This window comes from Bradyrhizobium sp. RDM12, from assembly GCF_051917485.1.
Classification (GTDB): Bacteria; Pseudomonadota; Alphaproteobacteria; order Rhizobiales; family Xanthobacteraceae; genus Bradyrhizobium.
In genome coordinates this window covers 525358-547131 of record NZ_CM133064.1, presented here as the reverse complement: position 1 = coordinate 547131, position 21774 = coordinate 525358, and the positions used below count along the sequence as shown (strand labels likewise).

The following is a 21774-nucleotide window of genomic DNA, read 5'->3' as shown; positions in this document are numbered from 1 at the left end:
TCAGCTCTTGTTGTGCACCCAGCGGCCGAGCAGATGATGCGCGATGGCGAAGGGGTGCGGGCCGGCGAGCCCGTCGGGATGCGTCCGCATCAGCATCAGCGCTGCCTCCTCGCGCATGAACCAGCGCGCGTCTTCCAGCTCGGAATGATCGACGACGATGTCCTCGTTCAAGGCCCGCGCGCTGCAACCGATCATCAGCGACGACGGATAGGGCCAGGGCTGCGTCATGTAATATTGCACGTCGGTGCAGCGGATGCCGGATTCCTCGAGAATCTCGCGTCGCACCGCGTCCTCGATGGTCTCGGCGGCCTCGACGAAACCGGCGAGACAGGAATACATGCCCGGCGGAAACTGCTTCTGCCGGCCGAGCAGGCATTTTTCGCCTGATGCCACCAGCATGATCACGACGGGATCGGTGCGCGGAAAGTGCTCGGCTTTGCAGGCCGGGCACTCGCGCTTCCAGCCGCCTTCCTTCATCGCACTGCGCGTGCCGCAATTGGCGCAATAGCCGTGGCGCTGGTGCCAGCTCACCATCGACTTCGCCATCGCGATCGCCGACAGCTCCTCGGGCGGGATTGCGCCCTGCATCGCCATGCCGCGCAGCTCGGTCACGATGTAGTCCTCGCGGCCGATCAGCTTCTCGGCGGCGGCCTGTGCGAGGCCCATGCCGAAGATCGCCGCGCCGTCGCGCAGCCCCAAGAAGATCGTGCCGGGATTGGCACCGCATTTCAGCGCCTCGTCGATCGAGAGCAGCGCGCGCGTCTTGTCGCCGTCACGCTTCACCAGCAGCGAGTCGCGGTAGACGACATAGGCGCGCGAGGACGGCGTCTGCTCCATCGCGAACAGTTTTTCGTCATCACGGCGCAGATGCGCGGCGCGATCGAGGACGTTGGTGACGAAGGCCGGCTGCCCCAGCGGAAACGAGTCGAATGCTGACATTTCTTGTTCTTTCAACCCAACCAGATTTTTCGGCGAAGCGCGCTGATGAAATTCTGTACTTCAGTGGCGTCATGCGGCAGCGGCGGCATCACGCCCCAGACCGGCCGCGGCCAGGCGGCGTCACCGGTGCGGCGCGCAATGATGTGCACGTGAAGCTGCGGCACGAGGTTGCCGAGCGCCGCGACATTGAGCTTGTCGCATTTGGTGATCTCCTTCAGCGCGCGCGAGACGCGGGAGATCTCGGTCATCAGCTGCGCCTGCTGGACCTCGTCGAGGTCGATGATCTCGATCGCATCGGCACGCCGCGGCACCAGCAGCAGCCAGGGATAATGCGCGTCCTTGATGACGAGCACTTTCGACAGCGGCAAATCGCCGATGTCGATGGTGTCCTCTTTCAGGCGGGAATGCAGCGACCAGGCGGGTTCGGACATATGCGTTTCCAGAATGCCCGACGGGAGCGGGCGCGTTTGGTCGGACCATACGATACCGATTCCCATAGGGGAAGGATGGCGCTCCGCAGGTCCCGCATGCTCAGTTGTCGTCCCGGCCTTCGCCGGGACGACAGCGAAATTGCAGCGCGACCTTACGCCTCCGCCAGCACCCGCGCGTTCGCGCGAATCGAGGCTTCGCTGACGCGAATGCCGAGGCCGGGGCCGTCGGGCACGAGGACGTGACCGCCCTGATTGGCGACGCGCTCCTCGAGCACGTCCTCGGTCAGAACATGATGCGGCATGTAGAACTCGCAGCCGAGCGAGATTCCCGGTGTTGCCGCGATCAGCTGCGTGCCGGCGGCAAGGCCAATGCCGCCCTCCCACAGCGTGCCGCCATAGCCGGGCAGGCCGGCGATGTCGGCGATCGCCATGATCGCCTGCGCCTCGAACAGGCCACCGGCCTTCATCAGCTTGATCGAGACGGCGTCGGCCGCCTCGCGTCGCACCACCTCCATCATGTCGCGGCGGTCAAAACAGCTTTCGTCGGCGAGCACGGGCGTTTCCAGCGCCGCCGTGAGCTGCGCCATCACGTCGAGATATCTGCGCGGCACCGGCTGCTCGATGAAGGTCGGCGCGAATGCCTCGACATCGCGCAGGATCTTGATGGCGCCGAACGGCGCCAGCGCCTGGTTGTAGTCGACCCGCAGATCGACCTTGTCGCCGAACTCTTTGCGGATCGCCGAGAGATGATCGAGGTCTTCGCGATGCGGTTTGACGCCGGTCTTGACCTTGTAGATGACGTTGCCGTCCGGCACCATCTTTCGCATGCGTTCGAGATCAGCGGCGAAATCCGGATCGGCAATCGAGAACGACAGCGGGATGGTATCGCGCACGCGGCCGCCGAGGAGATCGGCGACCGACAGGCCCGACGATTTGCCGACGATGTCGAGCAGCGCCATCTCGATCGCGACCTTTGCTTCCGCGTGGCCGACCAGCGCGCGGTCCAGCTCGGCCATCAGGGCGGGGATGCGGCGGACCGGTTTGCCGAGCACGATCGGCCGCAGATAGATGTCGAGCGCGGCGAAGGCCGCTTCCGGCGTTCCCGTGAACACCTCCCACGGCGCCGCCTCGCCCCAGCCGATCACGCCGTCGCTCGACGTCAGCTCGATCAGCACGCGCTTCACGGTGCCCTTGACGTTGCCGACGCCCTGCAGGCGAGCCATCTTGATCGGGCTTTCGATCAGGAACAGGCGGAGACGTTCGACGGTCGCTTCGATCACGTCAGGCCTCCATTGACGTGCCAGACCTGGCCTGTGACGTAGGATGCTTTTGGCGACGCCAGGAAGGCGATGATCTCGGCGACTTCCTCGGGCCGCCCGCGACGGCGCATCGGAATCAGCGCCTCGGTCGCGGCGATCTGCTCGGGCGACAGCCGGCTTTCGCTCGGCTTGTCCTTGACGATGAGACCGGGTGAAACCGCATTCACAGTGATGCCGTCCTTGGCGAGCTCGACCGCGGTGAGACGCACAAGCGCTTCAAGTGCGGCACGGCTCGCGGCGGTGGCCGCGAAGCGCGCGAATTCAGGCCGGATCGCGTGTGCGACGAATGAGGATACCGCGACGATCCGTGACTCGTTGCCGGCTCGCAGCAGTGGCAGCGCGGCCTCGACCATCCGCGTGAAGGCCAATGCGGACTCATCCATCGCCTGACGAAACTGATCCGCCGGCGTGCCGATGGCGCTGCCGCGGCGGGCGTGGCCGCCGACCAGGACCAGTCCGTCGAGCCGGCCGAAGGCGCTTTGTGTGGTGGCGAGTGCATCGGTGACGGCTGCTTCCCCGGCGAGATCGCCGAGGCATTTTGCGACCACAGCACCTTTCGTTTCGGCTTCCGCGGCCGTGGCGTCGAGGCCTTCAGTGTTCGAGCGCGTGTGGAGGAGCAGTGCGACGCCCGGCGCTGCGAGCAGCTTTGCGGTGGCGCGGCCGATGCCGCTGGCGGCACCGGTGACGAGATAGACGCGGTCGATATCGGGCATCATGGTGTCGCGTTGGCCGGCGGCAAAGCGCCGGTGCGGTGGAAATGGCTGAGGAAAGCGCGCGTCGCGGCTTCCTGCGGATTGTCGATCACCTGCCGCGCCGGGCCTTCCTCGACGACGATGCCGTCGCGCATGAAGATGAGGCGGTCGGCGACCTCGCGGGCAAAAGCGATCTCATGGGTCACGATCACCATGGTCATGCCTTCGGAGGCTAGCTGCTGGATGACGGCGAGCACCTCGCCGACGAGCTCGGGATCGAGCGCCGACGTTGCCTCGTCGAACAGCATGACATCCGGCTCCATCGCGAGCGCGCGGGCGATCGCGACGCGCTGCTTCTGGCCGCCGGAGAGCGTCGCGGGATACTGATCCGCCTTCTCCGCAAGGCCCACCTTGGCGAGTTGCGCGCGTGCGAGCTTTTCGGCGTCGGCCTTGGCCATGCGCCGCACCGTGACCGGTCCCTCCATCACGTTCTGCAGCGTCGTCATGTGCGGGAACAGGTTGAAATGCTGGAACACCATGCCGGTGGTGGCGCGAAATTTGGCGAGCGTCTTCACGTCGGGCAGTTTTGAACCATCGCCGAATGCAAAGCGCGTGTCGCCGACGCGGACGCTGCCGCCGTCGGGCACGACCAGCAGGTTGATGCAGCGGAGCAGCGTCGACTTGCCGGAGCCGGACGGGCCGATCAGCGCCACGACGCCGCCCTTGGCGACGTCGAGATTGATGTTCTTGAGGACCTCGTTGCTGCCGAAGCTCTTGCGCAAGGCCCGGATCTCGATCTTTGACGTCTCGCTCATTCGCTGACCGCCAGTCGCTTCTCGCCACGCCTGGCGAGGATGGTCAGGGGAATCAGGATCGCCGCATAGGCGACCGCGACGGCGGTGTAGGTTTCCAGCGGCCGGTAGCTGTCATGTGCGGCGACCTGGCTCTGATAGACGAGATCGGGCACCGCGAGCACCGAGACCAGCGAAGTGTTCTTGAACTGGATGATCGACTGGTTCATCAGCGCCGGGATCATGCGCTTGATCGCCTGCGGCAGCACGATCCGCCGCATGGACTGCCCCGGCGTCATGCCGAGCGCGGCGCCCGCTTCCGACTGGCCGCGGTCGATCGAGATGATGCCGCCGCGGATGATCTCCGAATAGAACGAGCCGCCATAGAGCGAGAGCGCCAGCGCAGAGGCCGTGATCGGCGTCATCTCGACGCCGGCGAGGATCGGCAGCGCGTAATAAAACCAGATCAGCTGCACCAGGATCGGCGTGCAGCGGAACGCCTCGATGAAGGTGAGCGCGGTCAGGCGCACGGGCTTTAAGCGCGACAGGCTGCCGAACGCTCCGAACAGGCCGAACACCAGGCCGAGCACGACAATGACCACGGTGAAGCCGACGGTAACGCCAAGCCCGTTGAGAAAGAGCCAGCGATAGCTCCAGAGAATGCCGAAGTCCCACTGATACATGCGTGCTTTCTTGCTTCACCTCTCACGCTTGGCAAGCGGGAGAGGGTGCAGAGCGGAGCGAGTCAGCCTTGACTTCATCACTTACAGCGAAACGCCCGGCGGGATGTCCGCCTCCGTCACGCCCACCAGCTCCATGTTGGTGATGATCGCGTTGCGGATGAAGCCGAGGCCCTTGTTGAAGTCGATCCATGTGTTGACGTAGTCGCGGAAGGTCTTGTCGTTCTCGCGGCGGAAGCCGGCATTCGACGTCGTGGCGAAGACCGGCGTCGGCAGCACGAACTGGCCGAGCGAGGGGTTCTTCTTCAGCACGGTTAGCGACAGCATGGTGATCAGGCACTGCGCGTCGACGCGCCCGGTCTGGAGCGCGGCGGTGGCGTCGTCGGCGCTCTTCAGCCGCGAGATCTGCGCCTTCGGCGTCAGGCGGCTGACGACCTGGTCGTGCGACGAGCCCTGGTCGACCGCGATCTTGATGTCAGGCGAGTTCAGCTCGGCCCAGCTCTTCGGCTTGAAGTCCTTCTTGCAGAGGATGCCGAAGGCGTTGTTGAAGACCGGAACCGAGAAATCGACCACCAGTGCGCGCTTCGGGGTGGGGTTGAGGCCGAAGAAGATGTCGATCTTGTTGGACTGGAGATCGAGCACCGAATTGCCCCAGGTGGTTTCGGTGATCTCGAGCTCGGCTTCCATGTCGTCGGCGAGCGCCTTGGCGATGTCGACGTAAAAACCCTTCCATTGGCCGCTGGCGAGGTCCTTCATGTAATAGGGCGCGCCGCCGCCGACCGCGCCGATCCGCATCTTCTTGGTGCGGCGGATGCGGGCAAAGGTCGATTCGTTGGGATCGGCCGCCTGGGCCACGGCCGGAGAGGCCAGCGCGCCCGCGGTTACCGCGCCGATGGCGCCAAGTCCGACAATCGATGCAACATCACGACGTGTAACCATTGGGATCAATCGCTTTTCTGATCAGGTGGGGTTCCGGCAGCGTTCTTACCAAGGCGGCGGAGGCTGCGAAAGCACAGCCTGTCGGCTGGGCTGACCCGGAATTGCCCGGATGCTGGGCAAGATCAAGCCGCCAGGATGATCCCCGCTTGCTTTCCCGACCTTTTGGCCCCAAATAGGGACCGGGAGATTGGCGGTGGACGAGCCACTCGCCAACCGGGTCAGGTCCGGAAGGAAGCAGCCCTAACGAGGTCCGGATCGGGTCGCTCGTCAGTCTCCTACCTGTTTTTTCGAGCGAATTGCGCCGGCGGGCTTCCCGCCTGCGCGCTCCTGTCCGCAAAAGCCAGCCGAGAGACATTCCATTGCGGATTGACCGATGACCGACGCTGGCGCCCCTCCTGATCCTGATAGCGCCGGCCAGGCCGCCAACGCGCCTTACCGCGTTCTCGCGCGCAAATACCGCCCCTCCTCGTTCGACGATCTGATCGGCCAGGAAGCCGTGGTCCGCACTGTCTCGAATGCGTTCGAGACCGGGCGCATTCCGCAGGCCTGGATTCTCACCGGCGTCCGCGGCGTCGGCAAGACCACCACCGCGCGTATTCTGGCCCGTGCGCTCAACTACGAGATGCCGGACGGCTCGGTGAAGGGCCCGACCATCCACATGCCGGCGTTGGGCGTGCATTGCCAGGCGATCATGGAAAGCCGGCACATGGACGTGCTGGAGATGGACGCGGCATCGCATACCGGCGTCGACGACGTCCGCCAGATCAATGACAGCGTGCGCTACGCGCCGGCCAGCGCCCGCTACAAGGTCTACATCATCGACGAAGTCCACATGCTGTCGACGGCGGCGTTCAACGCCTTTCTGAAGACGCTCGAGGAGCCGCCGGAGCACGCAAAATTCGTATTCGCCACGACCGAGATCCGCAAGGTTCCGGTCACGGTGCTGTCGCGCTGCCAGCGTTTTGACCTGCGCCGCGTCGACGCCGACGTGCTGATGAAGCACCTCGCCAACATCGCCGCGAAGGAAAACGTCGGGATCGAGCCCGAGGCGCTCGGCATCATCGCGCGCGCGGCCGAAGGCTCGGTGCGCGATTCGCTGTCGCTGCTCGACCAGGCCATTGCGCATGCCGCAGGCCAGGTGAAGGCCGATGCGGTCAGGCAGATGCTGGGCCTTGCCGACCGCACCCGCGTCATCGACCTCTTCGATTCGCTGGCGCGCGGTGACATCGCGAGCGCCTTCAACGAGTTCCGCGACCAGTACAACGTCGGCGCCGATCCGATCGTGGTGCTCTCGGACCTCGCCGAGTTCGTCAATTTCGTCACCCGCGTGAAGATCGTGCCGGCCACCGCCGACAACGTCGCCTATGGCGAGACCGAGCGCGTGCGCGCGAAGGATTTCGCCTCGAAGATCTCGATGCGCGTGCTGTCGCGGATGTGGCAGATGCTGCTCAAGGGCATCACCGAGGTGCAGGGCGCGACGCGCCCGGCTGCGGCCGCCGAGATGGTGCTGGTGCGCATCGCCTACGTCGCTGATCTCCCGACGCCAGACGAAGCGATCAGGATGCTGGAGCAGAACGGCGGCGGTTCGCCGGTTGTGGGCGGCGGCGGTGCCGCGCGCAGCGGCGCTCCGGCAGCACCGATGGCTTCCGCGGCATCCGTGACCTCTGCTGCGCCGGTTCGCATGCCGACCTCGGCGCCGACTTCGTTCGGCGGCGGTGCCCGGCCGCAGATGGCGGCGCCCGCGCCGGACCCGCAAGCGGCGGCACCCCAGCTGCGCATCACCAGCTTCACCCAGCTCGTGGCGCTCGCCGGGCAGAAGCGCGACCTCATTACCAAGAGCGCGCTCGAAGGCGACGTGCGCCTCGTTCGTTTCGAGGAGGGCCGGCTGGAGGTCGCGCTCGAGCCGAACGCGTCGAAAACCATGATCTCCGAGCTCGCGCGAAAATTCGAGCTGTGGACCGGCCGCCGCTGGACCATCATCGTTTCCAATGAGCAGGGCCAGGCGACGCTGCGCTCGGTGAGCCAGGCCGCCAAGCAGGAACATGCGCGCACCGCCGAGGCCGATCCGCGCGTGCAGGAGGTGCTGTCGCGCTTCCCCGGTGCAAAGGTCGTCGAGGTCCGCAGGCTTGCCCCCGAGACCCCGGAGGCCAATATTAACGCCGACTATGGCTCTGACGATCCGCCCGACGGTTCCGACGCCGACGACGATCTCTAGAGCCGATCTTTCCAAGGACGAACACCCATGGCTGATTTTCTCGGCATGATGAAGCAGGCGGCGCAGCTGCAATCCAAGATGCAGGAGATGCAGGAGCAACTCGCCAATGTGGAGGTCGAGGGCATCTCCGGCGGCGGTCTCGTCGCCGTGCGCATGACCGCGAAGATGGAAGTCAAGGGCGTCAAGATCGACCCTTCGCTGATGAAGCCCGAAGAGCGCGAAGTGCTGGAAGATCTGCTTGTCACCGCGCTCGGTGATGCCCGCCGCAAGGCGGAGACCGCGATGCAGGAGAAGATGCAGTCGCTGACCGGCGGCCTCGGCCTGCCGCCGGGGCTGCTCGGCCAGTAATATGGGCGCGGTTGCAGGTCCCGAAATCGAGCGGCTGGTCCAGCTTCTCGCGCGGCTGCCGGGCCTGGGCCCGCGCTCCGCGCGGCGCGCGGCGCTGCATCTGATCAAGAAGCGCGAAGCGCTGATGATGCCGCTGTCCTCCGCCTTGCAGGTCGCGCTCGACAAGGTTCAGGTCTGCAAGACCTGCGGCAACATCGATACGCAAAATCCCTGCACCGTCTGCATCGATCCGAAGCGCGATCCCGCCATCATCGTCGTCGTCGCCGACGTCGCCGATCTCTGGGCGCTGGAGCGGGCCAATGCGACGCACGGCCGCTACCACGTGCTGGGCGCGACCCTGTCGCCGCTCGATGGCGTAGGCCCGCAGGACCTCACCATCGACGCGCTGGTCGCGCGCGCGCATGCGGCCGAGGTGCACGAGATCATTCTTGCGTTGAATGCGACCGTCGACGGACAGACCACCGCGCATTACATCACCGACCTGCTTCAGGACGCCAACGTAAAAGTAACCCGGCTGGCCCATGGTGTGCCCGTTGGTGGCGAGCTTGATTATCTCGATGAGGGCACGCTATCCGCCGCGATGCGGCAGCGGACCCTGTTCTAGCCATCCAGACTTGACGGAACGGACGACATGACGAAACTTTTCGCCACACGATCGGCTTTGGCTGCGACGATGCTGCTGCTGGTGACACCGGCCATCGCCGCGCAGCAGGACGACGAGGCGCAGCCGCCCTCGAAGCCCGGCAAGCCGATCAGCGCCGGCGAGGTGCTCTCGGGCGAGCTGAACGCGATGAAGATCCGCGACGTCAAGAACGCCGGCAAGCGGATTGCGATGTACCAGATCACCTCCGAGCCGCGCCGCCTGCCGGCGCCGAACGGGTTGTGCAATCTCGAGACCGGACCTGAAACCTTCCAGCTCGTCACCTCCAGCGATACGCAGGCCACGCAGTTGAAATCGTTCGTCGGCAAGGAGATCTCGGTCAAGGTCGACGAGATCGCCTGCGCCAGCGATCCCGGCCAGATGAGCGAGGCCGTGGTGACGAAGTGGAGCCTGGTGCGGAAGTAGGAGCGGCCGGCGCTACACCCGCACCGGCCCCAGCGCTTCAAAATGCCCGCGCTTCTGCAGCCAGGTCATCAGCACCAGGCTCGGGATCGCCACCAGCACGCAGATCACGAAGAACAGCGGCCAGCCGGTGGTTTCGGCCACGAAGCCGGCCCCCGACGAGAGATAGGTTCGCCCCACCGCCGCAAGCGCGGTGAGCAGGGCATATTGCGTCGCCGTGTGCAGCGGGTTCTGGCACAGCGCCGAGAGGTAGGCGACGAAGATCACGGTGCCGACGGCGCTGGTGAAATTCTCGGCGCAGATCGCGAGTGCCAGCGCCCATTGATTGGTGCCGACCAGCGCGAGCCAGGAGAAGGTCAGGTTCGCCAGCGCCTGCACCACGCCGCCGATCCAGAGCGAGGTCGCGAGCGAATAACGCCTTGCAATAAAACCGCCGGCAAAGCCGCCGATCAGGGTGGCGGCGAGGCCGACGCCCTTCACGATGGCCGCATAGTCATTACGGGTGAAGCCGAGGTCGATCACGAACGGCGCCGTCATCGTTCCCGAGAACGCATCCGTGAACTTGAACAGCACGACGAAGGCGAGCGCGGCGAGCGCGTCCTTGCGCGACAGGAACTCGGAGAAGGCGCCGATCGCCGCGTGCAGCACGCGCGTGAACGCGGTCTCGTCGTGCGTCACAGCTTCCGCCCGCACCGATTGCGGTGGCTCGGTCGCGGCGAGCGCCGTGATCGTGCCGATCAGCACCATCGCCGCCATCACCACATAGCCCCACATCCAGGCCGACGTGCGCGTGATGCCGGTGCTCTCGAACCCGGAGACGATAAACAGCGCACCCGCGGTCGAGACCAGCATGCCGATACGATAGGCCGCGACATAGGCCGCCATGCCCGCGGCCTGCTCGCTCTCGGGCAGGCTCTCGACGCGGAAGGCGTCGACCACGATGTCCTGCGTCGACGACGTCGTCGCCACCAGCAGCGCGCCGAGCGCGACGTAGAACGGGGAACTCGCCGGATCGGTCATCGCCAGCAGCAGGATCGCCACGATCAGCAGCAATTGCGAGAACAGCAGCCAGCCGCGCCGCCGCCCGAACGCGCGCGTGAACAGCGGCACATGCAGCGCATCCACCAGCGGCGCCCACAGGAATTTCAGCGTGTAGGGCGTGCCGACCAGCGCAAACAGCCCGATGGTCTTGAGATCGACCCCGGCCTCGCGCATCCACACCAGCAGCGTCGAACCCGACAGCGCCAGCGGCAGCCCCGAGGAGAAGCCGAGGAACAGCACGATCAGCACCCGCGGCTGCAGGTAGACAGCCAGACTGTCGCGCCAGGAGGTGGCGGGGGCGGAGCTTGCGGCAGGGGAGGTCGCGTCGGGTGCGGTCATGCGGAGGTGTTAGCAGATTCTGGGTGTCGTTGCCTTCTCGGTGTCATCGTCCGCGAAGGCGGACGATCCAGTACCCGCCGGCGCCTCGATTCAATCACAACCGCCGCGGAGTACTGGATACCCCGCCTGCGCGGGGTATGACACCATCACGGTGGGCCAGCTATCCCGGGATAAAGATCATCCCAATTTGGATTGTGCTGTTCGATCAATCGGACCTTCCAGGCCCTGTTCCACTTCTTGAGCCGCTTCTCCCGCTTGATCGCGTTCTCTGGATCGTCGAACTGTTCAAAATAGACCAGCCTCGCCACGTCGTACTTTTCAGTAAAGCTCTCGATGGCCTTCGACGTGTGCTCCGCCACTCGGCGAATGAGGTCATTCGTCACGCCAATGTAAAGAGTGCCGCCAATCCTGTTGGCGAGAATGTAGACGTAGTAGTGGCGTCCGCCCATGTGACCACCTCAACGCCGTCATCGTCCGCGAAGGCGGACGATCCAGTACTCACCGGCGCCTCGATCCAACCACAACCGCCGCGGCGTACTGGATACCCCGCCTGCGCGGGGTATGACAGTGTGCCTCGATCACTCCCCCGCCTGGAGCTTCCTTGGAAACAGCTCCGGCGCGCCTGTTGCTACCAGCCGCGGGCCGTCGGCGGGCGCTTCGGTCTTGCTGAAATCGAGCTCCTCGATTCTCCCTGCGCGCTTTTCGATCTTGTCGGCGGAGATCAGGATCTGGCGGACGTCCTCGTTCGCGTCGGCGAAGTGCTTCTGTAATTTCAGCACGCGGTCGCGCAAGCGGCCGAGATCGTCGCCGAGCTTGATGACCTCGGTCTGGATCTGGTCGGCGGCGTCGCGCATGCGCGCGTCCTTCATGATCTGCTGCATCACCTGGATCGCGAGCATCAAGAGCGAGGGCGACACCAGCACGACCTTGGCGCGATAGGCCTTCTGAATCACGTCGTCGAAACCGTCATGGATCTCGGCGTAGACCGATTCCGACGGCACGAACATCAGCGCCATCTCCTGGGTCTCGCCGGTGACGAGGTATTTTTCCGCGATGTCGCTGACATGCTTCATCACGTCGCCGCGCAGCCGCTGCGTGGCGATGCGCTTCTCCTCGTCGGTGCGGGCATCGTGCAGCGCCGTCATCGCTTCCAGCGGAAACTTTGCATCGATGCAGAGCGGACGCTGGTCGGGCAGGAACACCACGCAATCCGGCCGCTTGCCGGTCGAGAGCGTGAACTGGAATTCGTAAGCGCCCTTCGGCAGGCCGTCCTGGACGATCGCCTCCATCCGCGCCTGGCCAAAGGCGCCGCGCGACTGCTTGTTGGCGAGCACGTCGCGCAAGGTCGTCACCTGCGTGGTGAGGTCGGTAAGGTTCTTGTGCGCGTTGTCGATGATGCCGAGGCGCTCGTGCAGCGCGCGCAGGCTCTCCATGGTGTTGCGGGTCGAGTGTTCCATGGACTGGCCGACCCGATGGGTGACCGAATCCAGCCGCTCGTTGACGGCCCGCGCCATCTCGGCCTGGCGGCCGGCCAGGGCCTGGCTCATGGCGTCGGCGCGGCCGGCGGCCTCGCTCTGGGCGTGCAGGACCTGGCTCAGCCGCTCCTCCAGTTCGTCGGCGCGGATGGCGTGCGCCATCGCGAGTTCCGCGCCGCGCCGCCCGGAGCGCGCGATCACGACCGCAATGACAATCAGCAGGATGAGGACCAGCGCGCCGAAGCCGATCAGCGCATCGATGCTGCGCACCGGCCAGTCGCCGAGCATGAAAATGATCTCGTTCATGCCTGCCCTTCTACCCGATTCGCCTGGGCACACGAACGAATAGCGAACATTTATGGTTAATCGATCCCTAATTTTTATGGTTAACAAAAGGCTGAGTTTTATGGTTAGCGGACCGTTAACGTGTTCCCGGCCGCATTGACCGCTTGTCGCGCGCGGCTTAAATCGCCCGCCATGGCCCTCAGAGAAATCATCATCCTGCCCGACAAGCAGCTGCGTCTGGTCTCCAAGCCGATCGAGAAGGTCACGCCGGAGATCCGCAAGCTTGCAGACGACATGTTCGAGACCATGTACGACGCGCCCGGCATCGGGCTTGCGGCGATCCAGATCGCGCAGCCGCTGCGGCTGATCACCATGGACCTCGCCAAGCCCGACCAGGATGGCGAGACCAGGCCGGAGCCGCGCGTCTTCATCAATCCCGAGATCATCGCGTCCTCCGAGGATCTGTCGGTCTACGAGGAAGGCTGCCTGTCGATCCCCGAATATTACGAGGAGGTCGAACGGCCGGCGAAGGTGCGGGTGCGCTTCACGGATCTTGACGGCAAGTTGCACGAGGAGGACGCCGAAGGCCTCTATGCCACCTGCATCCAGCATGAGATCGACCATCTCAACGGCGTGCTGTTCGTCGACTATCTCTCAAAGCTCAAGCGCGACCGCGTGATCAAGAAGTTCGAGAAAGCCGCCAAGCGCGCGGAGTAAGGTTCTCGGTCCATGCCTCTCCGCCTGATCTTCATGGGCACGCCCGATTTCTCCGTGCCGACGCTGCTCGAGCTCGTCGCGCATGGCCACGAGATCGTGGCTGTCTATACCCGCGCGCCGAAGCCGGGCGGGCGACGCGGGCTGCAATTGCAGCCCACGCCGGTGGAAGAGGCCGCGCGAAAACTCGGCGCTCCCGTGCGGGCGCCGAAGACGTTGAAGACGCCGGAAGCGCTGGAAGAGTTTCGCGCGTTTGACGCCGATGCCGCCGTCGTCGTCGCCTATGGCATGATCCTGCCGCAGGCGATCCTCGATGCGCCAAAGCTCGGCTGCTACAACCTTCATGCCTCGCTGCTGCCGCGCTGGCGCGGCGCGGCGCCGATCAACCGCGCGATCATGGCGGGCGATGCCGAGAGCGGCGTGATGGTGATGAAGATGGACGTCGGCCTTGACACCGGCGACGTCGCCATCGCCGAACGCCTCGCGATCACCGACAACATGACCGTGGCCGATCTGCACGACCGCCTGTCCCGGCTGGGTGCCGATCTGATGGTGCGCGCCATGGCCGCGCTCGAGCGCGGCGGGCTCCAGTTGAAGAAGCAGGGCGAGGACGGCGTCACCTATGCCGCCAAGATCGACAAGGCGGAGGCCCGGATCGACTGGAGCAAGCCCGCGCGCGCGGTGCTGCGCCACATCCACGGCCTGTCGCCATTTCCGGGTGCCTGGACGGAACTCGCCGGCGTCAACGAGAATGCGCGCGTAAAGATTCTGCGTTGCGAGCTTGCGAAGGGTTTTGGCGCGCCGGGCGAAGTGCTCGACGACTGGCTCACTGCCGCCTGCGGCGAGGGTGCGGTCCGCATCCTCGAGCTGCAGCGCGAGGGCAAGGCCCGGATGCAGGCCACCGACTTCTTGCGGGGTGTGCCGTTGAAGGCAGGAGCCAAATTTACCTAACGCTGTCATACCCCGCGAAGGCGGGGTATCCAGTACGCCGAGACTTCGGTTCGAACCGATAAGCTGCGGAGTACTGGATCGCCCGATCAAGCCGGGCGATGACACCACCCGGATTGAGATGCCCCGCTACAAGCTCACGATCGAATATGACGGCGCGCCGTTTTTCGGCTGGCAGGTGCAGGAGACGCTGCCTTCGGTGCAGGGCGCGCTGGAAGCAGCCGTGAAGGCGATGACCGGCGGGGATGCGCGGGTGCATGGCGCCGGGCGCACCGATGCGGGCGTGCATGCGCGCGGCCAGGTCGCGCATGTCGACATCGAGAAGCAGTTTCCGCCGGGCCGATTTCGCGACGGCTTGAATGCGCATTTGCGTCCGCATCCGATTGCGGTCCTCGAAGCCGACATTGTGCCGGATACTTTCGAGGCGCGCTTCTCGGCCGTGAAGCGCCACTATCGCTACCGGGTCATCAACACCCGCGCCAATCTCGCGCTCGACATCGGCCATGCCTGGCGCGTGCCGCGCCGGCTCGATGCGGATGCGATGCATGCAGCGGCACAGCGCCTGCTCGGCAAGCACGATTTCACGACCTTTCGCGACACCGAGTGCCAGGCGAAATCGCCGGAGAAAACCCTCGATCAGCTCGACGTGCTGCGCGATGGACGCGAGATCATCATTGTCACCTCGGCGCGCTCGTTCCTGCACCGCCAGGTGCGCTCGATGGTGGGATCGCTGGTCTGGGTCGGCGAGGGACGCTGGACCGCAGACGATCTCTCCGCAGCGCTCGCAGCCCGCAACCGCGCCGCCTGCGGCATCGTCGCGCCGCCGGAGGGCCTGTATCTGGTGAAGGTGGATTATTAGAGAGCAAAGTCGGGAAACTCTCGCTGCGCCCACCACTGTCATTCCCCGCGAAGGCGGAGAATCCAGTACGCCGCGGCGTCTCGATTCTATCGCTGTCGTCTCTGGAAAACTGGATCGCCCGCGGGCGACGACAGCGATGGCGTGGCAAACGTCAGCGGCGCTAAAGCCTCACCCAAAATACCGCGTCAATATCCCGCGATAGACCTTCGTCAGCTTCTCCAGGTCAGCCACGGGCACGCGCTCGTTGATCTGGTGCATGGTCTGGCCGACCAGGCCGAACTCGATCACCGGGCAATAGCTCGAAATGAAGCGTGCATCCGAGGTGCCGCCTGAGGTCGACAGCTCCGGCCTGCGGCCCGTGACCTCTTCGATCGCGGAGACCGCGAGATCGGTGAACGGGCCCGGTTTGGTCACGAACACATTGGAGTTCGACGGCTCCCAGACGATGCGGGCGCGGATGCGGTTGCCGCAGGCTTTTGCCAGGCGCGTCTCGACCAGCTCGCGCAGGCTCGCCTGCGTGTGGTTGTCGTTGTAGCGGATGTTGAATTTTGCGCGGGCCTCACCGGGAATGACGTTATTGGCCCTGTTGCCGACGTCGACCGAGGTGAATTCGAGATTGGACGCCTGGAATTGCGCGCTGCCGCGATCGAGCGGCTCGTCGCTGATGGCAACGATCAGCCGCGAAATATCCGGCACCGGATTGGCCGCGCGATGCGGATAGGCGACATGGCCCTGCACGCCGTCGACATACAGCGTGCCCGACTGCGAGCCGCGGCGGCCGACCTTGATGGTGTCGCCGAGCGCTTCGACATTGAGGGCTCGCCGAGCACGCAATGATCGAATTTTTCCCCGCGCTCCGCCACCCACTGCAACAGCTTGATCGTGCCGTTGACCGAGACGTCTTCCTCGTCGCCGGTGATCAGGAACGAGATCGAGCCCGAGCCGGATCCTTGCCCGTCCGCGCGCGGCTTGCCGCCGTTGGCGGCGAGATGCTCCAGCACCGCGGCGACCGAGCAGGCGATGCCGCCCTTCATATCGACCGCGCCGCGGCCGTGCAGGAAGCCGTCCTTCACCTCGCCCGAGAAGGCACCGACGCTCCAGGCGCTTTCGTCGCCGGGCGGCACCACGTCAGTGTGGCCGGCAAAGGTGATGTGCGGGCCGTCAGTGCCGATCCGTGCGTAGAGATTGTCGACGTCGGCGGTACCGGGTTCGCTGAATGTCACGCGATGGCAGGTGAAGCCGGCTGCATTGAGGGCTGTTTCAAGCACCCCCAGCGCGCCTGCATCGGTGGGGGTTACCGACGGGCAGCGGATGAGGTCGCGGGCAATGGAGAGAGCATCTGTCACGAGTCTGGTACTAATCCCGCAGCAGCTCGTTGATGCTGGTCTTCGCACGCGTGCGCTCGTCGACGCGCTTGACGATGACCGCGCAGGCGGTGCTCGGGCCGATCTGTCCGTTCTTCATGGGCTTGCCGGGCAGCGCGCCGGGCACCACCACCGAATACTCGGGCACTTCGCCCATGAAGATCTCGCCGGTCTCGCGATCGACGATCTTGGTCGAGGCGCCCAAAAACACGCCCATCGACAGCACCGCGCCCTTGCGCACGATGACGCCCTCGGCGACCTCGGAGCGCGCGCCGATGAAGCAATCATCCTCGATGATGACGGGCTCGGCCTGGAGCGGCTCGAGCACGCCGCCGATGCCGGCGCCGCCGGAGATGTGCACGCGCTTGCCGATCTGCGCGCAGGAGCCGACGGTGGCCCAGGTGTCGACCATGGTGCTCTCGTCGACGTAAGCCCCGAGATTGACGAAGGAGGGCATCAGCACGACGTTCTTGGCGATGAAGGCCGAGCGGCGCACCACGGCGCCCGGCACCGCGCGAAAACCGGCATCGCGAAAACGGTTCGGACCCCAGCCTTCGAACTTCGAGGGCACCTTGTCCCACCAGTTCGCCTGGCCCGGGCCGCCGGGAATGACGTCCATGTCGTTGAGGCGGAAGGAGAGCAGCACGGCCTTCTTCAGCCACTGATTGACCTTCCACTTGCCGTCGGCCCCGCGCTCGGCAACGCGCGCCTCGCCCTTGTCCAGAATCTCCAGCGACTGGTTCACGGCGTCGCGCACTTCGCCCTTGGTCGAGGTCGAGATGCCGTCGCGTGCGTCGAACGCACTGTTGATGGCGGATTCCAGGGCGGACAGAGACATCGGATTTCCTCTTCGGAACGGGAATTGGGGAGCTTTTTCGGGATTCGGGGAGGTGGAGTCAAGCTTGGTCCGCCGTCATCACTCGCGAAACCCGTAGCCCGGATGGAGCGAAGAGACTGGGCAAGAATTGTATTGCGCGCTGATTATGTGGCTATGGCGAAGGTCAGGCGCACTTTGCCTTGGGAGAGCGGCATGCTGGCTTGTAGGCGGTTGACGATGGCCGAGACGGCTTTGAGCAGCAAGAACGCCCAATATGGATGGCGGTTGGCCAGATAAGCCATGAAACTGTCGCTGCCGAGGATGTTCAGCACGCGGGAGAAGTTGTAGCAGAGTGCCATCAGGCTCCATTCGCCGCGCACCTTGTCGAAGCCGCGAACGAGGAAGTGGCGATAGCCCGCCCGGCATTTCAGGGTACCGAAGGGATGTTCGGCGAGTTCTGCCCGGCGTCGCATCTGGGCGTCGGCGTCCTGCATCCGCGCACGATGCCGCTCGAGCACCGCCTCATGCTCCCAGCGGTAAACGGTGCGCGTCGGCGTCTTGGCAGAGAGGCAGCGTGAGCGTAGCGCGCAGGCGTCGCAGTCGGATTTGCGGCTGACATACCGGATCTCGATCCGTTTGCCGTTGGTCTTGCGGCCGTCCGTCGGGCTCAGGAGCCTGCCGGCGGGACAGCGATAGACATTGGCTTCGGTGTCATAGGCGAACTCTTCATGGCTGATGCGATCTTGCGCTTCGAGCCGCGCGGTCCGCCTGGCTTGCGGAACGTAGGCCACGATCCCGTTCTCCTCGCAGTCCTTCAGCGTGTGGCCGTTGTAATAACCGGTATCGGCCAGCGCCGTGAGCGTCTCGACGCCAAGCTCCTCCTTCGCGGCTTTGGCTATATCGTAAAGCTGGCCGGTGTCGTTGCCGTCGTTGACGACCTCGCTCGCCACGATCAGCTTGTGCTTGTCGTCGACGGCGATCTGAACGTTGTAGCCCGCCACCACCTGGCCGTTCTTTGCCAGCAAGCGGGCATCCGCATCGGTTCGCGACAACTGCGTCTGACCACTCTCTTCCAGCCGCGCCAAATCCACCTTCAGGGCTGTGCGCTTGGCCATCAAGGTCGCCACCTTCTGCGCGACGTCCCCGCCGCCTTCGCCCCCGCCACCATCTGGCCCCGCCGGCGGACGTTCCGCCTCCACGCTGTCGTTGGCCTCCAGCGCGGCACCATAGGCTTCAATCTCCTGTTCGATCTCCGCCAGCCGCTTGGCAAGTCGGCGTTGCGTCTTGATGCTCGCCTTGCTGGCGTTGCCATCAAAAAACGCCCCGTCGATCGCCACCACCTCACCACCCAGAAGGTCGAGTTCACGCATCAGCAGCACGAACTCCCGGTTCGCCGCCTTGAGCGCCTTCCAGTTGTCCCGGCGGAAATTGGCAATGGTACGATAGCCGGGCGCCAGGTGCTTCATCAGCCAGATAAGTTCGAGGTTGCGCCCGGCCTCGCGTTCAAGAGCGCGCGAGGAGCGGATTCTGTTGATGTAGCCATAAAGATAGAGCTTCAGCAGGTCGGCGGGATCGTAAGCAGGTTGTCCTGCCCCGCCGCCTGACCCAGCATGGCCGAAGCCAAGCCGTTTAAGGTCCAGCGCTGCGACAAAAGCATCGATGGCGCGAACAGGGTTGTCGCCAGCCACGTAATCTTCCACTCTCGGCGGAAGAAAGCTCGCCTGATCCCGGCTTACCCCGGTCTTGAACATACGATTCGTCATACCGAATCGTACACTCCTCTGCACAAACGGCTAGATTCTTGCCCAGTCTCGAAGCACAATCCGGGCTACGGCTTCATCACGACAACCGCGCCAGAAATCCCGCCAGATCGTCCGTGACGTGGTCGACATGGGCGGCATCGCGGCCCGCAAGTTCCCAGTCCTCGCGCACCACTTCCTTGGTTCCGTCGGGCACCACCAGCACGGTGGTCATGCCGAGCTCATGCGGGACGGTGAGGTTGCGGGCGAGGTCCTCGAACATGGCGGCTTTGGTTGCGTCGACCGCATGCAGGTCGAGGAATTTCCGGTAGGTCTGTGCCGCCGGCTTGGGTTCGAATTCGGCGGCGATGATGTCGAACACGGCGTCGAAATGCGAGCCGAGGCCGAGCCGCGCCAGCACGGCATCGACATGGTCGACCGAGCCGTTGGTCAGGATCAGTTTTCGCCCCGGCAGCTTCGCGATGGCTTCGCCGAGCGCCGGGTTCGGCTCCAGCGGCGAATGGTCGATCTTGTGCACGTAAGCGAGATAGTCGTCGGCGCGCACGCCATGCAGGGTCATCATGCCGCGCATGGTGGTGCCGAAGCGCTGGTAATAGTCCTTCTGGATCTTGCGCGCCTCTTCCGGGCCGACATGCAGCCAGTTGCACACGAACTCCCCGATCCGCGCATCGACCTGCTGCCACAGATTGACGTGATGCGGATAGAGTGTGTTGTCGAGGTCGAATACCCAGGTGTCGATATGGGCGAAGGCGCGGGGCGATTTCATCAAAACTCTCTCAATCACGGCACGGCAAAGCGCAGCGTCTTGCCGCCGCTCGACATGTCCACCACGCCAAAACCCGTCGCCGCAAATCCGCGCGCGCCGCAATCGGTCTGCTCGTTGGTCTCGAACTTGGTCTCGCGGGTGCAGAGCTGCCTGTCGCCGCCCCAGTTGAGCGGTCTGTCCTTCAGCTTGATGGCGCGGTTGTCGCCATCGACGGCCTCCGCGAAGCTGAAGACCTGCTTTGGCTGGCCGGTCACGTCGGGATGCAGGCAGGTCCTTGGATCGATGCGGTACCAGCCGCGGCTCGTCACCGACTTGCCGTCGTCGGTCGCGACCGCCGCCATCACCTTGTGCGGCGTGTCGTTGCACCAGGTGAGGCCGCTCGGGGACGGCGCCTGCGCCGCATCGACCATGGTCTTGAAGAGATTCGGCGACGAAACCACGTCGGGGGACAATCCGCGGCTCTTCAGAAACGCGGCGAGTGCGGCCTGCGTCTTCGGTCCGTCGACGCCGTCGATCGCGCCGACGTCGTAGCCGGCGATCACCAGCAGCCGCTGGATGCCGGCGAGCCGTGCCTGCTCGTCGTCATATTCGGAATCCTCGGCGAGATAGGCGACGAGATTGCCGTCGTCGCCTAGCGTCGGCGTGATCTGGGTGAAGGCGGCCTGGGTCTGGCCGGTGCGGCATTGCCGTGCGGCCGCGATGACGAAATTGTCCTGCGCCACGCAGAGCGTGTCGCTGCCGTTCTGCGGGATCGGCGACGCACCATAGACGCCGAGCGCGCGGGCATTGAGCAGGATGCGGTCGGCGGTCAGCGTGCCCTGCACCACGACGCGGCAGGTGGCGGGATCGATCCTGAACCAGCCCCGCGTCGCAGTTGCCGCCTTGTCGTCGATGCCGATCGCGGCCTCGACGACATAGGACATGCGGTTGCAGATCTTGAGGTCGGCGAAGGCCGGCGCGGAGGAAAAGACAAACGAGACGGCTGCGGCAGGCAGCGTCATCAGGAGACGTGTCAAAAGCGAGCGGCGATGCCGCCGCTCTTGACCGGCCATGACGGAATCTCTCGTCTTCTCGTCGCTCACTTATGTATCAGCGTTCCCGTGCCCGTGTTGGTGAAGAGCTCGAGCAGCACCGCGTGCTGCATCTTGCCGTCGATAATGACGACGCCTTCGACGCCCTGCTCGAGCGCATAGATGCAGGTCTCGACCTTCGGGATCATGCCGCCGGAAATGGTGCCGTCGGCGATCAATTTGCGCGCGCCCTTCACCGAGAGCTGCGGGATCAGTTTCTTCGACTTGTCGAGCACACCCGGCACGTCGGTAAGCAGCAGCAGGCGCTTGGCCTTCAGCGCGCCGGCGACCGCACCGGCAAAGGTATCGGCGTTGACGTTCAGCGTCTGGCCTTCCTGCGAGGTCGCGAGCGGCGCCAGCACCGGGATCAGCTCGTAGCCGATCAGCTGGTTGAGCAGCGTGAGATCGACCTTCTCCGGGTCGCCAACGAAGCCGAGATCGATCGCCTTCTCGATGTTCGAATCCGGATCGATGATGGTGCGCGTCGTCTTCGACGCCTTCACCATGTTGGCGTCCTTGCCCGAGAGACCCACGGCCTTGCCGCCGGCCTCGTTGATGTAGCCGACGAGCTGCTTGTTGACGGAACCGGCGAGCACCATCTCGACGATCTCGATGGTCGCGGCATCGGTGATGCGCAGGCCGGCGGCGAATTCCGAGACGATGCCGAGGCGCTTGAGCATGGTCGCGATCTGCGGTCCGCCGCCATGCACCACCACCGGATTGATCGCGGTCTGCTCGAGCAGCACGATGTCGCGGGCAAAATTCTTCGCGGTCTCCTCGTCGCCCATGGCATGGCCGCCATATTTGATGACGATGGTTTCTTCGTCATACTGCTGCATGTGCGGCAGCGCTTCGGACAGGATGCGGGCCTGGTCGAGCGGGGAGATTTCGGTCATGAGGCGGATCTCGCTGGCGGGAC

22 protein-coding genes, 1 other RNA gene and 1 pseudogene are annotated in these 21774 nt (G+C 64.9%); 8 read left to right on the top strand and 16 right to left on the bottom strand.

The features are described 5' to 3' along the window. The 7 genes from nudC to ACTGJ9_RS02640 all read right to left on the bottom strand — a co-directional run bounded on the left by nudC (position 1) and on the right by ACTGJ9_RS02640 (position 5791). Entirely contained in the window at positions 1–939 is a 939-nt protein-coding gene (gene nudC, locus ACTGJ9_RS02670) for an NAD(+) diphosphatase (RefSeq protein WP_456675806.1), read from the bottom strand. A gap of 11 nt (positions 940–950) precedes the next feature. Then, a complete protein-coding gene (locus ACTGJ9_RS02665) occupies positions 951–1370 on the bottom strand; it encodes an HIT domain-containing protein (protein ID WP_456675805.1) in 420 nt (139 codons plus the stop codon). 152 nt (positions 1371–1522) lie between these two features. Continuing rightward, positions 1523–2650 (bottom strand): muconate cycloisomerase family protein, encoded by a 1128-nt coding sequence (locus tag ACTGJ9_RS02660; RefSeq protein ID WP_456675804.1) that lies wholly within the window; start codon positions 2648–2650, stop codon positions 1523–1525. After that, positions 2647–3402, bottom strand: a complete 756-nt coding sequence (locus ACTGJ9_RS02655; protein WP_456678428.1) for an SDR family NAD(P)-dependent oxidoreductase — start codon at positions 3400–3402, stop codon at positions 2647–2649. Before ACTGJ9_RS02655 ends, ACTGJ9_RS02660 begins: the two co-directional genes overlap by 4 nt. Then, a complete protein-coding gene (locus ACTGJ9_RS02650) occupies positions 3402–4196 on the bottom strand; it encodes an amino acid ABC transporter ATP-binding protein (RefSeq protein WP_456675803.1) in 795 nt (264 codons plus the stop codon). Before ACTGJ9_RS02650 ends, ACTGJ9_RS02655 begins: the two co-directional genes overlap by 1 nt. Continuing rightward, positions 4193–4855 (bottom strand): amino acid ABC transporter permease, encoded by a 663-nt coding sequence (locus ACTGJ9_RS02645; RefSeq protein WP_456675802.1) that lies wholly within the window; start codon positions 4853–4855, stop codon positions 4193–4195. Before ACTGJ9_RS02645 ends, ACTGJ9_RS02650 begins: the two co-directional genes overlap by 4 nt. Before the next feature lie 81 nt (positions 4856–4936). Beyond that, positions 4937–5791 (bottom strand): transporter substrate-binding domain-containing protein, encoded by an 855-nt coding sequence (locus tag ACTGJ9_RS02640; RefSeq protein ID WP_456675801.1) that lies wholly within the window; start codon positions 5789–5791, stop codon positions 4937–4939. A 182-nt stretch (positions 5792–5973) separates the two neighbouring features. Between ACTGJ9_RS02640 and ffs the strand changes: the two genes are divergently transcribed. The 5 genes from ffs (at position 5974) to ACTGJ9_RS02615 (ending at position 9420) form a co-directional block, all read left to right on the top strand. Further along, positions 5974–6070: signal recognition particle sRNA small type (ffs, locus tag ACTGJ9_RS02635), an RNA gene on the top strand. Positions 6071–6164: 94 nt separating this feature from the next. Next, complete coding sequence (locus tag ACTGJ9_RS02630; RefSeq protein WP_456675800.1) at positions 6165–8006, top strand: DNA polymerase III subunit gamma/tau; 1842 nt, start codon at positions 6165–6167, stop codon at positions 8004–8006. A 27-nt stretch (positions 8007–8033) separates the two neighbouring features. Beyond that, positions 8034–8354: a YbaB/EbfC family nucleoid-associated protein gene (locus ACTGJ9_RS02625; protein WP_456675799.1), complete on the top strand. Its 321-nt coding sequence runs from the start codon at positions 8034–8036 to the stop codon at positions 8352–8354. 1 nt (position 8355) lies between these two features. Further along, a complete protein-coding gene (recR, locus tag ACTGJ9_RS02620; RefSeq protein ID WP_456675798.1) occupies positions 8356–8958 on the top strand; it encodes a recombination mediator RecR in 603 nt (200 codons plus the stop codon). Positions 8959–8985: 27 nt separating this feature from the next. Beyond that, entirely contained in the window at positions 8986–9420 is a 435-nt protein-coding gene (locus ACTGJ9_RS02615) for a hypothetical protein (protein ID WP_456675797.1), read from the top strand. 12 nt (positions 9421–9432) lie between these two features. Here ACTGJ9_RS02615 and ACTGJ9_RS02610 read toward each other — a convergent pair whose 3' ends face one another. The 3 genes from ACTGJ9_RS02610 to ACTGJ9_RS02600 all read right to left on the bottom strand — a co-directional run bounded on the left by ACTGJ9_RS02610 (position 9433) and on the right by ACTGJ9_RS02600 (position 12578). Beyond that, positions 9433–10797, bottom strand: coding sequence for an AmpG family muropeptide MFS transporter (locus tag ACTGJ9_RS02610; protein WP_456675796.1), 1365 nt, complete (start codon positions 10795–10797; stop codon positions 9433–9435). A gap of 146 nt (positions 10798–10943) precedes the next feature. Then, positions 10944–11246 (bottom strand): GIY-YIG nuclease family protein, encoded by a 303-nt coding sequence (locus ACTGJ9_RS02605; RefSeq protein ID WP_456675795.1) that lies wholly within the window; start codon positions 11244–11246, stop codon positions 10944–10946. 129 nt (positions 11247–11375) lie between these two features. Then, positions 11376–12578, bottom strand: a complete 1203-nt coding sequence (locus ACTGJ9_RS02600) for a DNA recombination protein RmuC (RefSeq protein WP_456675794.1) — start codon at positions 12576–12578, stop codon at positions 11376–11378. 171 nt (positions 12579–12749) lie between these two features. Between ACTGJ9_RS02600 and def the strand changes: the two genes are divergently transcribed. The 3 genes from def (at position 12750) to truA (ending at position 15078) form a co-directional block, all read left to right on the top strand. After that, a complete protein-coding gene (gene def, locus ACTGJ9_RS02595) occupies positions 12750–13274 on the top strand; it encodes a peptide deformylase (protein WP_456675793.1) in 525 nt (174 codons plus the stop codon). Between the two features lie 12 nt (positions 13275–13286). Beyond that, positions 13287–14222 carry a methionyl-tRNA formyltransferase gene (fmt, locus tag ACTGJ9_RS02590; protein WP_456675792.1) on the top strand — a complete coding sequence of 312 codons (936 nt, stop codon included), beginning with the start codon at positions 13287–13289 and terminating at the stop codon, positions 14220–14222. 118 nt (positions 14223–14340) lie between these two features. Beyond that, on the top strand, positions 14341–15078 hold the full coding sequence (gene truA / locus ACTGJ9_RS02585; RefSeq protein WP_456675791.1) for a tRNA pseudouridine(38-40) synthase TruA: 738 nt from the start codon (positions 14341–14343) through the stop codon (positions 15076–15078). A gap of 168 nt (positions 15079–15246) precedes the next feature. On the opposite strand, the pseudogene dapE reads toward truA, so the two are convergent. The 6 genes and pseudogenes from dapE to argB form a co-directional block, all read right to left on the bottom strand. Beyond that, positions 15247–16424 (bottom strand): annotated as a pseudogene (gene dapE, locus ACTGJ9_RS02580) (succinyl-diaminopimelate desuccinylase). Between the two features lie 10 nt (positions 16425–16434). Next, a complete protein-coding gene (gene dapD, locus ACTGJ9_RS02575) occupies positions 16435–17280 on the bottom strand; it encodes a 2,3,4,5-tetrahydropyridine-2,6-dicarboxylate N-succinyltransferase (protein ID WP_456675790.1) in 846 nt (281 codons plus the stop codon). A 143-nt stretch (positions 17281–17423) separates the two neighbouring features. Beyond that, complete coding sequence (locus tag ACTGJ9_RS02570) at positions 17424–19022, bottom strand: IS1182 family transposase (protein ID WP_456675789.1); 1599 nt, start codon at positions 19020–19022, stop codon at positions 17424–17426. A 76-nt stretch (positions 19023–19098) separates the two neighbouring features. Then, positions 19099–19785, bottom strand: a complete 687-nt coding sequence (locus tag ACTGJ9_RS02565) for a pyrimidine 5'-nucleotidase (RefSeq protein ID WP_456675788.1) — start codon at positions 19783–19785, stop codon at positions 19099–19101. Positions 19786–19799: 14 nt separating this feature from the next. After that, the gene (locus ACTGJ9_RS02560) at positions 19800–20786 is read right to left on the bottom strand and encodes a DUF1036 domain-containing protein (RefSeq protein WP_456678427.1); all 987 of its coding nucleotides are present in this window, start codon (positions 20784–20786) and stop codon (positions 19800–19802) included. Positions 20787–20863: 77 nt separating this feature from the next. After that, positions 20864–21751: an acetylglutamate kinase gene (gene argB / locus ACTGJ9_RS02555; protein ID WP_456675787.1), complete on the bottom strand. Its 888-nt coding sequence runs from the start codon at positions 21749–21751 to the stop codon at positions 20864–20866. Positions 21752–21774: the final 23 nt, after the last annotated feature.